Raw genomic sequence first — 15,356 nt, 5'->3', positions numbered from 1 at the left:
CACTTTTAACAAAATGTAGGGGTTTAAGTCCCCGACTTCTATCAAGCCGCAAGTGTTGTGGCGGTGTCTAAATCCACTTTACAACACGTAATTGCGTACAGCCTAGCGGCATCCGGAGGCTCTATTGCGAATTGCGAATTGCGAATTGCGAATTGCGAATTGGTTTAACGTTTAACCTGTTCAGAAATCCATTGCAAGTAGGCTTGAGAACCCGCAATTATCGGTAGGGCAATGATTTCTGACACTTCGTAAGAGTGCAGTTCCCGAATTTTGGCTTCCAAAATGGAAAATTGTGCCAAGTCGGTTTTAATTAACAACTGCCACTCGGACTCTTTGTATATTTCTCCTTGCCATGTGTAAATTGAATGAATGGGCAACATACTTACACAAGCAGCAAGTTTAGCTTCTACAAGGGCATGTGCAATTTTTTCCGCCTCCTGCTTGCTGGCAGTTGTGACAAAGACTACACCATAATCAGCAGGTATCTCCATGACTTTTAGACCATCGACAAAGAGTATACCTGGCCATCAATCAACAGTCGCGTGATTCCCTTGGCTTGTAGATGAGTACTAGCCTTATGGAGCATTTTACTATCGGGAACTTTGATCACGCGATCGCGCTTGGTGGAGAAGCGCTTTGCTACTCGATGGTTATCAAACACCGGCAATGTTTTTTGCAGGGTTTCCAGGTTAGGAATTTGTCCTAAGTCACCAAAGTCCTTGAGTGGTCGGGTAATCAACTCCGAGGAACGGTCAATTACCAAATAACAAGTTTTGGGCAATTGCGCTGCTGATAATGGCAACACTTGCACTGGTGCTTCATTGGCTCTACGTCTAGTAACTAATGGTCTTGGTTCGTCTAAGTCTTCTTCCTCTTCGTCATAATCTTCGTCGTAATCTTCATCGTCTAAATCATCCTCTAAATCGTCGTCTAAATCATCCAAATCCTCCGACTCATCTAGCAAGTCTTCTCCCAGCATGTTGGCAATGACAGTTGCTTCAGGATTTTCGTCTTTTAAGATGGGGGTGGGGATGCTGGTGATTTCCGACGGCTTGGGTTCAACAACTTCTAATCGTTTTGTTGAGCGTAGCTTTGGTTTTTCCTCTGCTGAGGGACGCCGACGGACTCGCCTCATGGAGGTACTAAATTCGTCTTCCTCCTCTAATTGTTCGCCTTCGATAACTGCTTCTTTTGGCTCAATATCTGGCAACTTCAGGCGAGGAGTTTTTGTTTCCTGGCTTGGTGGCTGCTCTGGCTTTGGCTCTGGTGGTGGCTCTGGCTTTAAGTCTGGCTCTGGCTGACTTAACAAAGGTAATTGTTCATAATTTACCTGCGCCCTGCCTTCAGGAGTCCTAGCAGCACGTTTGAGAGAAACGAGATATTCGTACTCGTCTTCTGGCAAGGTGCTTTTAAGTAGCCGACTAATTGTCGAGTTACTCACGCCATAATGTTCTGCCAAAGTTGAGGTTGTTTCGGCAGTTTCTCGATATAACTTCAGAATTTCTTTCTTGTCAGGATCTGTTAGTTTTCTCACGGTAGACACCAAATTTTCTAAGCTCGTTTGCGCCCACGCTCTCGCCGAGTTCTGCTCAACGATGCGTCATGTTCTAAGACAGCGCCCATACCAAATAAAACTCCACTCAATACCCAAAACACTTCTAGAATCTCCCCACTTTGATAATTTGCCCCTTGAGCATATTTAAACCACATATCTGCAATGTAGAGCGAAAACGCGGCCGCCGCAATCATTCTCCAAGACTGGGCAACTCTGCCTCCCCAAAATGCCAGTAATAAAGTGGTAGCAATAATTAGCAAAACCACATCACTAACTACGTAAAACCAATTCAAAATAGCGACTAGCGGCTCTGAGGGTACTGCTTGTTGCATAGAAATCCACCATGCTAACAAACTGCCAAAGACTCCTATTGCCACCACAATTAGCCATTGCCATTTTTCTAAATTGATTCGTCTAGAAGCCACAGCTAAAGTCATGCCTACGCCCAGGGAAAGATAACTCAGTACAAAAAATATATCGCCAATAGACACATCTGGTTCTTTGTCTAAAATTATTTCTGTGTAACCGAAGATGATCCCTCCCAGGAAATAAGAAAGCATACCTATAGCGATCGCCAGCCAAACATTTCTGCTACTGACAATTTGCGGGCTACGCCAGTTCCTTAAGCATAAGATACCTGCACCCAAGTAAGCCAAGGCTTCAAAAATATTTGTACCAATCACGTACCAGTCAGCACGGCTTTCTACACCATCTGCTCCGGGGATTTTGGCACTAAACAACAAAAAGTATAACAGTGCCAGCACAGCCCAGGCGATGCTAGCTAAAATTATGTTGCGATTGGTGAAGATGGATTGAGAACGGTAGGAATTTTTGTATGAACTGCTCATAGGAATTAACTGTGTAAATGCACTCGGCCTGATTTTGGTGTGCAGGACTGTGTAGGAAGCGGTTTATCTATCCAGCGATGCACCAATGGAGGCCAAAAGCAACTGCCTGTAGCCGCAGTTTTTCCCACACTTTCCATGCTATTGCCACAGTTTACTCAGTGAAGTTTGATTTAGCCAACTGATAAATAGCGATCGCTCGGCTTCTGGCATATCTTGTAACCGATCATTGACTTGATTAGCAAAGTTTGCATTACCAAAATAACTTTTTCCGAGTTGATGCAGTGTTTGCAAGAAACTAATTACGTGGTTTTCTTGCCAAGGAGGAATATTAACTATTTCTAAGGGATTTATCGATACCAAGTGCTTGACAGCTTCTAGGGAAGATGTTTGGGGAAATTGTTGCTGGCGCAAAAATTCTGCCATATCTTTCTCAAATAGTGTCGCTTGGCGACCACCTAAAAACTCTTCAATGTCCAGATAAACTGCTTGCAGCAGCAAAATACTGGCTTGAATATAAATTCCTTGCTTGCTATGACCACCCGTGTCACTACCTATTTGATCTAAGCGGACTTTTCCCCAGACACTAAAGCGATCCGGTTCTTCCAGCAAGACACAGGCTTTACCTCGGTTATCAGTCAATTCTCGCCACAAGGCTCTAGCTTCTTCTTCTTGGCTAGCTTTAAAAAGGCTAATCAAGCGAAAGGTTTGCCCCTGATAAGTAAGAATCGGCACTTGCTGATCCCGTTTTGGGTGCTGAATACTCGATATTTCAACATCCTGCCGTTTGAGAATAAACATGGCACTCGCAAATAACTCCTCACAGGGGCTTCATGGATATGCGATCTATAGTCGTGTTTTGGTAACATCGCCAAGAGTGCGATTACCTAGCGTGCCATTGAGTTGAGCCTCGCGATCGCCTGAAGCTACCCTGACATCAACACACAAATAACCTATCGACCACACAATATAGCCAATCAATAGCCCATTTGCTGCATTTTTAGTGTAAATCGACATAACTAGCGACTTGAATCATAGCCTTGCTAGTGGTAAATCTGCAATTTTTTGTTTGCTTCTTGGTAGGATATAACGATATAATCAATTCGATGACTTCTTCGGGAGCCAGAATATTAGTTTGGGCGCGTAGCTCAGTGGATAGAGCCACGGATTTCTAATCCGTTGGTCGCAGGTTCGAACCCTGCCGCGCTCGTTGCAATGTGCCAATTAATAAACATTGGTAAAATATCAGGTAATCAGCCAATTGTAGAAATTACAGCTAGGTAAATCTGATGGATAACTGGAATATCTTGTTAGAAAGTACAAATGATGGTTTTACTATAGCAACTGTCTTAGAAGTTCCAGATTGCCAAATTAGAGATGAAACAAAAGAAGGAGCAGTTGAAAAAGTTCAGCAGCTATTACAAAAACGTCTGGATAAAGCCGAAATAATTAAAATTCCTACACCGATACAGCCAAGTACCCTAGAAAACCCTGTGATGAGATTTGCGGGAATTTTTCGGGATGACCCAGATTTTATAGAAATCATGAAAGAAATAAGAGCAGAGCGCGAACAAGATAGCGACTTATGAGTTTGTGGATTCTCGATACTGACCATGCTTCACTATTCTTAGCTGGGAATAAGTCAATAATTACCCAAGTAGAAAAGCATTCTTATAATGTAGCAATTACCATAATTACTGTGCAGGAGTTATTCAACGGTTGGACTGGGAGATTAAATGATCCTGGTCAAGCTAGCAATCTTACTAAACTGTACACAAAGCTATGGCAAACTACAGAGTTCATCAAGGTGATAACTGTTTTGAATTTTGATTTTCGTGCCGAAAACTACTATCAAATTTTACGGCAAAACTCCAAGTCTCTGGCAAAAAAGAAAATTGAAAAAGACTTAAGAATTGCCTCTATTGCCCTCACTCACAATGCAATAGTAGCTACACGCAATTATCAAGATTTTTCACAAATCCCAGATCTAAAAATAGTAAATTGGTTAGTGTAAAGTACACTTCACTGCTAATCAGTAAAAAAGTCTTGCTGAATAATTTTAACAAAATTTATTGAAACAATGGGCTAACATCTAAACTTCTAATTCTGCCATATTCATATGAAATCATGGCTTCTTTAAATTCCCATCTACTATTTTTATATACATATAATGCTTTAATGGGTTTCATGTTTATTTCATTACCATGTATATTCAAAGTAATTTGGTATTGGACTTTTCCTGTATAAGGTGAAGTTACCGATTCATTTTTTTCTATTTCGTATGAATTTTTATCATCGTATTTTACTTTTATAGAATCAGCAAATTTATCAAATGCAGGGCGTTGAATTTCTTCTTTTAAAGATGGATATTTAGGAAGATTAGAATTGGCAATTTCTACATCACTTTTAATTTTTGTTTCTAAACTATTCTGAATATTCTCTTGGCATCCACAAATAGCTTGAAGAAGAACTAAACAAATAACAATGTTTGATACTTTCATATTTTCTAGGGATATCATATGTTGCACTTAAAGTATAAGTAACAACTTTGTAAATAATAATGCTATTTGTACTGAAAAATGCATTTTACTTGATCTATGCAAAGCGATAACGATAATGATAGATTAAACGTATATTGTGCAACTAGTATTAAACTGTTGATTTACTAAATATAATAAAAAGCCCGTGACGAGGATTGAACTCGTGACCTCACCCTTACCAAGGGTGTGCTCTACCACTGAGCCACACGGGCAAAAAACAAACTTGGTTTTGAAGTGATGAGCTATAAAGCTGTGAACTCACCAGTCACTTAGCAATTATAGCTCACTACCTTAGAAGTGGTGGGCCGGGCTGGATTTGAACCAGCGTAGGCGCTAGCCAACGGATTTACAGTCCGTCTCCATTAACCACTCGGACACCGACCCATTTGTCTCACGATTATCAATAGTAGCACCAGGTTTTAGAATTGGCAAGCGTTTAACAAATATTTAATTTGGGGAAACCTGATTTATGGAAAAACCAGGTTGTTCCTGCCTAATTCAGTAATTCTCCGGTTTCTTGCAGGGAGTGCAAGCGACGGTAAATCCCTTGATGACCCAACAGTTCATCATGACTACCCACTTCGGCAATTCTTCCTTGATCGAGAACCACAATTTTATCGGCTTCCCGGATTGTACTTAAACGGTGGGCAATGACGATAGTGGTGCAAGTTCCCTGAATTGATCGCATGGCTAATTGAATTGCCCGTTCAGATTCGTAATCTAAGCTGGAGGTAGCTTCGTCAAAAATTAGTACGTCTGGTTCAACTAACAACGCCCTAGCAATTCCCAAACGCTGTCTTTGTCCGCCAGATAACCTGACGCCACGTTCCCCGACAACGGTGTAATAACCTTGGGGGAGGTGTTCCATGACTTCATCAACTCGGGCAATTCTACAGGCTTCCTTGACTTGTTCTAGAGTGGCGTTTGGTCTACCGTAGGTGAGGTTATCCAATACAGTACCGTTAAAAACGTCTACTTCTTGGTGAACGATCGCCAGCCTCCGCCTATACTTACCTACATCCAAGGTGCGAATATCTTGACCATCAATCAAAATCTCGCCCTCTTGAGGTGCAAAATACCGCAGCAGCAGTTTCACTAAGGTAGACTTACCAGAACCAGAACGCCCAACTAATGCCACTGTTTGGTATGGTTCAATCAACAAGTTGATATCTTGCAAAACTTGACGACTGTCATCATATCCAAAACTGACGTGGGATAACTCAATTTTGCCAGTGAATTTATAAGGTGATGCGGTTTGGTTTTCTGCTGCTAATAGACCAACTGAATCAGAGCCAATTGGTTCTTGCAAAAATTCGTGAAACCGCAACATCGAAGAATAGCGTCGGGCAAAAACTTCTGCCAGATTACTAATAGGTTCTAGTTCGGCATAAGCCATGCTAGAAAGTGTTAAGGTCATGACAAAGTGACCTAGAGAAATTCTCCCGTCTACTGTTGCAGCTAAAGTTAGACCCAAAATTGTGAATACACAAAATTGAATTATAGCCTTTTGCCATGTCAGCAGTTTTACATAACCTTTGTGGATACGATAATCTACTACTGTGAACTCACGATCCAATCTTTGCTGTTGGCGTTTTAGTTCATTGGCTTCTGTGGCAAATGCTTTGACTGTTTTGATATTTGTAATCAATTCCGAAGTCCGACTTTCGGTGTTTTCCATGTATTTATCTAAGCGACTTTCGTGCCAAATGATCCGCCGCAAAGTCTTCAAGGTAAAGCTGAGGATAACTACAAAGGAAATCAAATATAAAATCGCAATCCGCCACTCAATTAACAGGATAAACACGAAAATTCCTAGCACACGCACCAATTTAGGAATCAACTGTCCGGCAATTTCGGGATACGTCCAAGTATGGTTCGCAAGACCTCTAGCTACTCGCCCAGAAATGCGCCCGGGGTTATTTTCATCATAAAATTCTAGTGGCAGTGTGAGAACTTTGGCTATGGTTGTTTGAGTCTTATCCCGACGCGCCCGTAAGGCAATATCCCAATGGAACCAACTGGTTAACCAAGGCTGTGTAGGTGCTTTGACTACTGTCACCAAAAAAATTAATCCCAGTAAGACACCTAAAGATAAAGTTTGATTTACTGGGTAATTGATCAATTCTCCTATGCTAGCGATCGCACTTTGCAATGGCCTATCCAATGGTTGATTAGACAGAACATTTAAAATCTGCCCAATCGCATAAGGAACAAGCAAGTCAACAATTTCATAAATGCTGGATGCTGCAATACTGACAACACTCAGCCTCCAATCAGGACGAAAGTAGTTGATAATATCTTTAAATGTTGCCATGATGCACACCGTCCAAGAGCATGAGCGTTAGCTTGGAATATTTATACTACATTTGTAGTATGCTGTAGTCAAGTGCTACGATGCTAAATCACTCTTGAGGCGTAGTTATACTAAGTTGCGTTCAAACATAATATTCCTACTCCCTATTCCCTACTCCCTACTCCCAGCCCAAGTTACTATCTTTGACTGCAACTCGGTATTAGTAACTAGCCCCTAGTTGCAGGAAAAAATTCCAGACGATAGCGATAAAGGGCTACAGGACGAGAACCTGCGGTAAAATAATCTGGGTCTTGAGGCGAGAGATAAACAGCCGTAACTTGATCTGCCTCAATGGCGGGTTGAGATGTAGCTAATTTGTGATAAGCGGTGGTAGATTCCACTGAATTAAAATAGGGTTGTGAACCCCCTTTAAATAGTTGTTGAAATACTTCTGAAGTGATGAACTTGTCATCTGAAGTTGTTTCAGTAGCACGGGCGCTCACAATAGAAACTAATTGGCGATCGCCCCGCAAAAGAGTAATTTGACGATTAGGTGAATTGGGATCTGCTTTGACTGATAACACAGCTTTATCCCCTAAATAAGCCCTGGCCAAATTCAAACTATTAAACGCTCTATCTGCTACTAAAATTGTTGATTTATTATCTATTTTAGGGATAAGTTTTAACTCAGTAATTGGAGGTTTTTCGGAAATAAAACGCACTAAAAAACTTACAGGCTGATTTAGTTGTTGGCGATTAGCCTCAAATCCAGGGGTGACGATATCTGGTGCTAAAGGTGCAACTAAATCGACTAACGTACTTGTTACCTGCCAATCACCAGCAAACCAATCAGGATAAACCAAATCTCCTGTTGCTGGTTTCACCGAAGTTAGTTGTTCCCACTGAGGAAAATTTGTTAGGCGTTCCGATAACTCCCCGGCTACTGCTTTCCCACACCATGCGAGTAGGCATAAAATAATCAAACAAAAACTGTAAATCACCCTTATATGACGCATCTTTCAAACAAGAATTGGATAGTGGTGATGAATCCTAATTATGAATATTAGCTAACCTTGATAAAATCATAAAGTTTCAATAGGTGTAGGTTGCCAAACTTCCCCATACTGCTCCCGTAAAGTATGCCAATATTCCACTTGACCGGGTTCGTATTCTCCTGGTTTACCCCATTGTAAAAATAGGCTTAAAGCAGACTCCTGGCTCTCATCTAAAAACCGAATGGCATAAGTGGTAAAATTACCTCTTTTCGCTTCACCTGTTTCAAATTTTACTTGAGTAATTTTATCCATATTCAAATGAAACTCAAAGCCTTCGGTGTGCATATTCGCATACTTACCTTTAAGCAATTCGGCATAAAATAGCTTTTCTATTTTGCCTCTTGCTTCTAATACAGCAGCGCTGCTGGTAACAATAATGCGTAAGGTTCCTAAATTTTCACAGGCTTCTAAAAAGTCTTTCAAATTTTTACTCATAATCAGTTATTAGTTATCAGGTTTTGTGATTAGTACAACTAGAGGAAAATTTCCGCAACTACAGATAAATTATCTTTCGTATCGTTCATAAGCAGCGACAATGCGCTGAACTAGAGGATGACGCACAACATCTTGTTGGGTAAATTCACAAAAGCCTATCCCTTCAACATTCTTGAGGACTTGTAAAGCTACCCCTAGTCCTGATTTTTGGTTGAGGGGCAAATCTGTTTGTGTAGTGTCACCTGTAATTACCATCCGCGAACGGAAACCCAAACGAGTCAACACCATTTTCATTTGAGCAGGTGTAGTATTTTGGGCTTCATCGACAATTACAAAAGCATGATTGAGGGTACGTCCTCGCATATAGGCGAGTGGTGCAACTTCAATGACACCCCGTTCCATCAAACTGGGGACTTTTTCTTGATCGATAAATTCATAGATGGCATCGTAAAGTGGGCGGAGATAGGGATTGACTTTTTGCTGTAAATCTCCGGGTAAAAATCCCAGTTTTTCGCCAGCTTCTACAGCAGGACGAGTTAAAATCAGCTTCTCTACCTGATTATTTAACAGTGCTTGCACAGCAACAACCACTGCGAGGTAGGTTTTACCAGTACCAGCAGGCCCAACACAGAATGTCAAGTCACGCTTGCGTATATCTTCAATGTACTGCCGTTGACGAAAGGTTTTGGCACGAATTTCTTCACCGCGACGAGTTTTGGCTAAGACATCTCGCTGTAAGTCTTGAAGTTCCCCTTGTCGATTACTATCTAGAGCTTGACGGGCTGTTAATATGTCGGCACTGGAGATAGTATCGCCTTTAGTCCAGATTACTTCAAGCGATCGCACTAATTGAGAAGCCAGGTTAATTTGCGCTTCTGTACCTGCAATATGTAGTTCTTGCCCACGCAGCACCAAATTAGCGCCTGTTTGTCGGGATAATAGTTTGAGATTTTCTTCTCTATCACCGGCAAGAGCGATCGCACTGGGAATGTTCGGCAGCTGAATTGTTAAAGCATCTGCCATAAATATTTATTGCTTAATTTCTGAAGTGCAATTTTTGATAACAAAAGTTATACCATTTTAAATTTTTAATCTGAAATATCTGAGCGGAAGTAACTACAGCACTTCGGCGTAGCTCAGTTTCCACCGCTCAGACTTTCTCTTGATTAACTAGCGAGTTCGGGGTTTTACCACAGGTCTAGGTAAATTTCCGGCTCTTTCCCGTGTTTTTGGTGGTGGCGATGATCGTTCTTGTTGATCTTCGTCAAAAGACATTCCCTCTCTGCCTAAAGCATTGTTGCCGTAAATATCCAGGTATACTGATTGTCCGGCAAGTGCCGCAGCAGCTGCAATTACTGTTCTAATCGCCTGAATATTGCGTCCTCCTCGACCAAACACTTTCCCCTTGTCTGTGCTGTCAAAGGCGATGCGAATCCAAGCCCGTTTCAGGGTGGGAGAAATTTCACAATCGACGCTTAAAGTCTCTGGAGATTCTAAAAATGGCTGAATCAAAAACTTAACTAGCCCAACGTAATTGGGACTAGCTGTTGGGGATTGTATTTCGTCCTTAAGATGCGTTTGTGGCACTGAGCTGTTCAAAAACATTGGCTTTAACTAAGATGCTACGGACGGTATCAGTTGGTTGAGCGCCTTGTTGTAGACGCTTGATGATACCAGGAACATCTAGTCGTACTTCGTCAGTTCTGGGGTTATAGAATCCCAGTTCTTCTAGGGGACGGCCATCACGGCGCGCAAGGTTGTTAATAGCGATGATGCGGTAACTCGCTTCCCGCTTTTTGCCATATCGCTTCAAGCGCAATTTGATCATGGTTGAGGAATGATTCTCCTAATTGTTGGTACTGAAATGCTAATTTTAGCACTTGCTTAGTCTTCGCTGCTATGATTTCTGGGGAACTCGGGCCCCCTAAGGGGTAATGGGAAACATTAGAGACTGCCGAAGCCTTTTTTCTTTTTCTCTTTGTTCTTTTTCTTTTTCGTACCTGCTGCACCAGCATTGTAACCGCGCCATCCAGGAGCAGGACGATTACCCGCACCGGCAAAGGCGTTATCGCCGCCACCAAACATTCCTGGCATTCCTGGCATTTGACCTTGACCCATTTGCTGCATGAGCGATCGCATTTTTTGGAAATCAGCCACTAGTTTACTGACATCGGTTTCTCTATAGCCAGCACCCTTGGCAATCCGTCGCCGCCGACTCGGTGAACTTGCTAATAAATCTGGGTCGTGGCGTTCTTGGCGAGTCATGGAGTTAATCATGGCTTCGCAGCGCTTGAGCTGGGTTTCTCCCTGCTTTAGCTGGTCGTCTGAAAGCTTGTTCATCCCTGGAATCATCTTCATGATGCCTCCCAATGAACCCATATTTTTCAGCATTCGCAGCTGTTTGAGAAAGTCAGTAAAGTCAAACTTGGCTGACAGGATTTTTTCCTGCATTTTCTCGGCATCAGCCAGATCAAATTCTTCCTGAGCTTTTTCTACCAGAGACAGCACATCGCCCATTCCCAGAATCCGCGAAGCCATGCGCTCAGGGTAAAACGGTTGCAGTGCTTCGACTTTTTCGCCCACGCCTACAAATTTAATTGGCGCTCCCGAAATTTGGCGCACTGATAGCGCTGCACCACCACGGCTATCACCATCCATCTTGGTGAGAATTGCCCCAGTAATACCGATTTGTTCGTGGAAGGTACGGGTAAGATTTGCCGCTTCTTGACCAGTCATGGAATCCACGACTAGCAAAGTTTCATCGGGTTGGACAGTTTCTTTGATACGGGCTAACTCCGCCATCATGTCTTCGTCAATTTGCAGACGACCAGCCGTGTCAATAATGACTGTGTTGACGCCTTCTGCTTTGGCGCGTTCTACACCTTGACGGGCAATTTCTACGGGGTCTGCATCGCTACCCAAGTCAAAAACTGGTACGTCAATTTGCTTACCTAACGTCACCAGTTGGTCAATAGCTGCTGGGCGATATACGTCTGTGGCTACCAACAAACAGCTACGCTCTAATTTCCGCAGATGTAAAGCTAATTTAGCTGTTGCTGTGGTTTTACCAGTACCTTGCAACCCAGCCATTAAAACAATTGTGGGTTGTTCCTCGGCTTCCGCTAGGGGTACATTTTCCGCCCCCATTACCTGCACCAATTCATCATGCACAATTTTGATGAACTGCTGATCAGGTCGCACGCCAGCAAGCACCTCGGCCCCCTGTGCTTTGGCTTCGACTTCGCTAATAAAATCTTTAACTACCTGGAGATTGACATCTGCTTCCAACAAGGCGCGGCGTACTTCCCGCAAAGCGTCTTGAATATTGGATTGAGATATTTTGTCCTGTCCCCGCAGTTTTTTCCAGGCACTTTCTAAACGTTCAGATAAAGCATCAAACATAGTGTAATTACAGGTAGTTCGCCAATGGGTAAAGTTGAACCGCCCATGAATGCGATTCAGGTTTCCCGGTAAATTTTTAACGTGCTATTTACCAGCTTAGTAGTTTTCACCCCGACTTGAACAACCAAATACTCCCCTTTCTTGGAGTGGTGAACCGATCTTTTGGGGTCAACTTTACTTTTTAGGTGTAAGTCCCTAAATCTATCAACGCCTTTTCAGCCTGAAGCCAATATTCTACAGACTTGCCCTCTTGATAACCCATTTGTTGCCAGATTTCATAAGCTTTCAAGCGGATTTTATTTTCATCTGGGCAGTTATTAATAAAGTGTTCACAGGAATTAGTAGTGAAATTATAGGGAGCTTCTCCAAAAAAATCCTGACGACCCAGAATTTCATTTGTAAAACGGGAACATTTTTGTTTTACTGGGCAGTTTTTTCCTGGACATTTAGTAACATCATAAGGCATTTTTTTCTGTATATCTAAGTAAGTCGGAGGAAATAAACAAAACTATGTCAATTAGATAAATCCTCTATTTCACTGGCTGTACTTGGTAATGCTGCTGTTAAAACTTCGCTACCTACTTCTGTAACTAAAACATCATCTTCTATACGTATTCCCCGTACATCAGCAAATTGAGATAATCGTTGCCAATTAACTATATTTTCATATTTTTCCCGCACTTCTCTATTATTTAAAATAGCTGGTACTTGATAAAAGCCTGGCTCAATTGTTACCAACATTCCTGGATGCAAAGGACGATTTAAACGTAGATAGCCTAAACCAAAGCGATCGCTCCTGATTCTTCCCTCTTCATAACCTGCTAAATCGCCCAAATCTTCCATATCATGCACATCTAAGCCTAGTAAATGACCGATGCCGTGAGGGAAAAACAGTGCATGGGCATCCATCTCCACTAAATCTTGGCTATTTCCTTGTAAAATGCCTAAATTTACCAACCCCTCAGCAATAACCATAGCCGCTAAGAGATGAATATCTCCATACTCTACACCGGGGCATATTTTGGCAATGCAAGCATCATGAGCCGCTAACACCACGTCATAAATATCTCTTTGGGTAGATGAAAATTTCCCTGATACTGGCCAAGTACGGGTGACATCAGCAGCCCAACCCATCTCAGTTTCCGCACCCACATCAGCAAGCAGTAAGTCTCCTGGTTGCAGGGGATGGTGATACTGCTCGTTATGTAAAACTTCGCCGTGGACGGTAACAATACTGTTGTAGGAGGTGGTCATATTATCAGACATGATTACCCCTTCCATAGCCGCCCGCACTTCTGCTTCTAGTTTGGCTTTTGGTGTGGCAACCATACCAGCTTTGTGTGCTGCAACAGTCACCGCAGCAGCTTGGCGTAATTCAGCTAATGCGCTTTCGTCGTGGATGAGGCGCAGGGAAATTATAGCTTTGGCTAATTCTAAATCGATTCCTTGGGGTGGTTGTTGGGGTAATAACCATCTATTTAATAGTTGCGATTGCTGTGTCCAAGTAGCAGCATCTTGGGCGGGAATTGTGGCTGCACCTTCTAGGTGAGACTCTAACTCTGCCAGTGGTTTAGCGATGTCTGCACCGATTTGTTGGGCGATTTGGTGGCGGGTGGGCATTTCTCCATGCCACAGGGCGCTACTTGGGTGAGGATCATCCATGAATAGTTGTAGTTTGCCTGCTTCTATGCGAATGGCGGCGTTGGGCAATGGTAGTCCGGCAAAGTAGAGGAAGTGACTGCTGGCGCGAAAAGGAAAGTGATTGGCAGGGAAGTTACGCGAATTAATGCTTCCTGACCACAAAATTGCCGGAACATCAATGAGTTTGGCTAGCTTTTGGCGGCGTTGCTGTAGGGTATGGGAGAGGTTGGGCATGATTATTTTTTAATCGCAAAGGAATTTAAAGTTCAGCGCCAAGGGTTGCAAAGGAGTTTTTAAGACTAGTTCAACTTAATTTTATAGCTTTGGATTGTTGATGATTTTGAACTTGCCGACTACTTAAGTGCCTAAAGTGCTAGCAACAATAGGGTATAAGCTCCTACACCTATTGCAAATGCCCAAAAACAACTTTCACGTTCTTCAGGGAGTTCTTCTTTTAAGACATTGAGAATTACTCCACCTGCTAAAAAAGCAAACAATACTGCGATCGCAGCTTGATCAATCTCTGTGCCATAGCCAATCACCCATCCTACAATGATTGCAACTGCTAGTATCCAGCGCCCCTGTGTATGATAAATGTGTTTGTGGTGTTGGCGTAAACCATAATCATTGACAACGAAATGCAATGCCATTGCGATAAAAAACAAGAAAAGGCTTTGAATGCCTGGTTCTTCTCGATGTAATAGCAGGTAACCAATTAGTCCGTTGTAAAGGGCAAATGAGATGATATGTAGCCAGAAAACACCTACTTCTGGTGTATCTTTACCCAATTTTTCTTGAATTTTACGCGATTCTCTAACTACTCTTTCTAGCCCATAAAATACAGTAAGTCCAAAAAGTGCTATGAGATAAACATGGTGTTCTATAAAGGCAAAAATTCCCGTCTGCGCTATCACTCTTTGTCTAATACTCAAATCGGGAAGTATGTGAACAAAGACATAGGCGACTGAGACGCCACTGGCCGTGGAAAGCCAGCGACTGCGAGGAATTGTATCGATAAAACGTAGTTTGCCTGAGTAGATATGAATGATAGCTAAACAAATGGCAAATAATGCTGATAGCCACGGGATAAGACCATTTGTGATGAATTGTTCTGGCTGGGAAATAGAAACCACTAGATCAAACAACTTCAATGTCTTGATAAATTTTCAGTATACTTATTTCTCTTGAACGAATTAAACAAGTCGAGTCTCGATTCCAAGAATTGGGTAAAGAGTACAATTTAAAGGTCTATCCTGATGCTGATCATGGTTTTTTCTGCCATGAACGTTCTGCTTACAATGGTTTAGCAGATGAAGATGCTTGGTGCGAGTTGACAAAGTTTTTCCATACCCATCTCAAGGAAGCAGTCTAACTTCCGTATAAGTAAAACTACTTGAAAAAACCAAGCTATGTAAAGTAATGTAAATTTACTAGAAATCAGTTTGTAGTCAGGACTAAAGTCCTGATTTGAGAACTAAAGTTCTCACTACAACAATACTGTAGCCAAAAAAAGAGTATAAAAAAAAGGGCTGATGTACAATACTGTAGCCAAATTACGAGGGTTCAATGGCTGTAGAAGCATTGTGAATA

The 15,356-nt window shown here is 42.2% G+C and carries 19 protein-coding genes and 3 tRNA genes; 4 read left to right on the top strand and 18 right to left on the bottom strand.

The genetic code is table 11. The features are described 5' to 3' along the window. Positions 1–164: 164 nt before the first annotated feature. The 5 genes from cutA to ACM0OS_RS13990 all read right to left on the bottom strand — a co-directional run bounded on the left by cutA (position 165) and on the right by ACM0OS_RS13990 (position 3,417). On the bottom strand, positions 165–491 hold the full coding sequence (gene cutA / locus ACM0OS_RS14010) for a divalent-cation tolerance protein CutA (protein ID WP_414543797.1): 327 nt from the start codon (positions 489–491) through the stop codon (positions 165–167). A 5-nt stretch (positions 492–496) separates the two neighbouring features. Then, positions 497–1,534: a transposase gene (locus ACM0OS_RS14005; RefSeq protein WP_414543832.1), complete on the bottom strand. Its 1,038-nt coding sequence runs from the start codon at positions 1,532–1,534 to the stop codon at positions 497–499. Between the two features lie 17 nt (positions 1,535–1,551). Then, complete coding sequence (locus tag ACM0OS_RS14000) at positions 1,552–2,403, bottom strand: hypothetical protein (RefSeq protein WP_414543796.1); 852 nt, start codon at positions 2,401–2,403, stop codon at positions 1,552–1,554. Between the two features lie 138 nt (positions 2,404–2,541). Further along, on the bottom strand, positions 2,542–3,201 hold the full coding sequence (locus tag ACM0OS_RS13995) for an Npun_F0813 family protein (RefSeq protein WP_414543795.1): 660 nt from the start codon (positions 3,199–3,201) through the stop codon (positions 2,542–2,544). 45 nt (positions 3,202–3,246) lie between these two features. Further along, positions 3,247–3,417, bottom strand: a complete 171-nt coding sequence (locus ACM0OS_RS13990) for a hypothetical protein (protein WP_414543794.1) — start codon at positions 3,415–3,417, stop codon at positions 3,247–3,249. Positions 3,418–3,537: 120 nt separating this feature from the next. On the opposite strand from ACM0OS_RS13990, the gene ACM0OS_RS13985 reads away from it, so the two are divergent. The 3 genes from ACM0OS_RS13985 (at position 3,538) to ACM0OS_RS13975 (ending at position 4,414) form a co-directional block, all read left to right on the top strand. After that, positions 3,538–3,610: transfer RNA gene (locus ACM0OS_RS13985), tRNA-Arg, on the top strand. 79 nt (positions 3,611–3,689) lie between these two features. After that, a complete protein-coding gene (locus tag ACM0OS_RS13980; RefSeq protein ID WP_414543793.1) occupies positions 3,690–3,989 on the top strand; it encodes a hypothetical protein in 300 nt (99 codons plus the stop codon). Continuing rightward, positions 3,986–4,414: a type II toxin-antitoxin system VapC family toxin gene (locus ACM0OS_RS13975; RefSeq protein ID WP_414543792.1), complete on the top strand. Its 429-nt coding sequence runs from the start codon at positions 3,986–3,988 to the stop codon at positions 4,412–4,414. The genes ACM0OS_RS13980 and ACM0OS_RS13975 overlap by 4 nt, the downstream gene beginning before the upstream one ends. A gap of 55 nt (positions 4,415–4,469) precedes the next feature. Here the strand turns inward: ACM0OS_RS13975 and ACM0OS_RS13970 are convergent, their stop codons facing one another. The 13 genes from ACM0OS_RS13970 to ACM0OS_RS13910 all read right to left on the bottom strand — a co-directional run bounded on the left by ACM0OS_RS13970 (position 4,470) and on the right by ACM0OS_RS13910 (position 14,899). After that, positions 4,470–4,901 carry a hypothetical protein gene (locus ACM0OS_RS13970; protein ID WP_414543791.1) on the bottom strand — a complete coding sequence of 144 codons (432 nt, stop codon included), beginning with the start codon at positions 4,899–4,901 and terminating at the stop codon, positions 4,470–4,472. 179 nt (positions 4,902–5,080) lie between these two features. Beyond that, positions 5,081–5,152 (bottom strand) — tRNA-Thr (locus ACM0OS_RS13965). An 86-nt stretch (positions 5,153–5,238) separates the two neighbouring features. Further along, a tRNA-Tyr gene (locus tag ACM0OS_RS13960) sits at positions 5,239–5,324 on the bottom strand. Between the two features lie 109 nt (positions 5,325–5,433). Continuing rightward, the gene (locus tag ACM0OS_RS13955) at positions 5,434–7,254 is read right to left on the bottom strand and encodes an ABC transporter ATP-binding protein (RefSeq protein WP_414543790.1); all 1,821 of its coding nucleotides are present in this window, start codon (positions 7,252–7,254) and stop codon (positions 5,434–5,436) included. Positions 7,255–7,460: 206 nt separating this feature from the next. Then, positions 7,461–8,249, bottom strand: coding sequence for a DUF6816 family protein (locus ACM0OS_RS13950; RefSeq protein WP_414543789.1), 789 nt, complete (start codon positions 8,247–8,249; stop codon positions 7,461–7,463). A 66-nt stretch (positions 8,250–8,315) separates the two neighbouring features. Then, positions 8,316–8,723, bottom strand: coding sequence for a ChuX/HutX family heme-like substrate-binding protein (locus ACM0OS_RS13945; RefSeq protein ID WP_414543788.1), 408 nt, complete (start codon positions 8,721–8,723; stop codon positions 8,316–8,318). Between the two features lie 69 nt (positions 8,724–8,792). Further along, on the bottom strand, positions 8,793–9,746 hold the full coding sequence (locus ACM0OS_RS13940; RefSeq protein ID WP_414543787.1) for a PhoH family protein: 954 nt from the start codon (positions 9,744–9,746) through the stop codon (positions 8,793–8,795). A gap of 147 nt (positions 9,747–9,893) precedes the next feature. Then, the gene (locus ACM0OS_RS13935) at positions 9,894–10,328 is read right to left on the bottom strand and encodes a KH domain-containing protein (protein WP_414543786.1); all 435 of its coding nucleotides are present in this window, start codon (positions 10,326–10,328) and stop codon (positions 9,894–9,896) included. Beyond that, positions 10,291–10,551: a 30S ribosomal protein S16 gene (gene rpsP, locus ACM0OS_RS13930; RefSeq protein ID WP_414543785.1), complete on the bottom strand. Its 261-nt coding sequence runs from the start codon at positions 10,549–10,551 to the stop codon at positions 10,291–10,293. The genes ACM0OS_RS13935 and rpsP overlap by 38 nt, the downstream gene beginning before the upstream one ends. 116 nt (positions 10,552–10,667) lie before the next feature. After that, positions 10,668–12,125 (bottom strand): signal recognition particle protein, encoded by a 1,458-nt coding sequence (gene ffh / locus ACM0OS_RS13925; RefSeq protein ID WP_414543784.1) that lies wholly within the window; start codon positions 12,123–12,125, stop codon positions 10,668–10,670. A 181-nt stretch (positions 12,126–12,306) separates the two neighbouring features. Further along, positions 12,307–12,591, bottom strand: a complete 285-nt coding sequence (locus ACM0OS_RS13920) for a DUF2934 domain-containing protein (RefSeq protein ID WP_414543783.1) — start codon at positions 12,589–12,591, stop codon at positions 12,307–12,309. Between the two features lie 47 nt (positions 12,592–12,638). Continuing rightward, entirely contained in the window at positions 12,639–14,000 is a 1,362-nt protein-coding gene (locus ACM0OS_RS13915; RefSeq protein WP_414543782.1) for an aminopeptidase P family protein, read from the bottom strand. Between the two features lie 131 nt (positions 14,001–14,131). Further along, the gene (locus tag ACM0OS_RS13910) at positions 14,132–14,899 is read right to left on the bottom strand and encodes a hypothetical protein (protein ID WP_414543781.1); all 768 of its coding nucleotides are present in this window, start codon (positions 14,897–14,899) and stop codon (positions 14,132–14,134) included. Between the two features lie 29 nt (positions 14,900–14,928). Here ACM0OS_RS13910 and ACM0OS_RS13905 point away from each other — a divergent pair, with 29 nt between their 5' ends. Next, positions 14,929–15,138: a dienelactone hydrolase family protein gene (locus ACM0OS_RS13905; RefSeq protein ID WP_414543831.1), complete on the top strand. Its 210-nt coding sequence runs from the start codon at positions 14,929–14,931 to the stop codon at positions 15,136–15,138. Positions 15,139–15,356 lie beyond the last annotated feature (218 nt).

Origin of the sequence: Nostoc sp. CCY0012 (assembly GCF_963920855.1) — a bacterium.
Lineage (GTDB): Bacteria > Cyanobacteriota > Cyanobacteriia > Cyanobacteriales > Nostocaceae > Cyanocohniella.
Note: the sequence above shows the minus strand (reverse complement) of the source record. Positions and strands in the feature narration are given on the sequence as shown.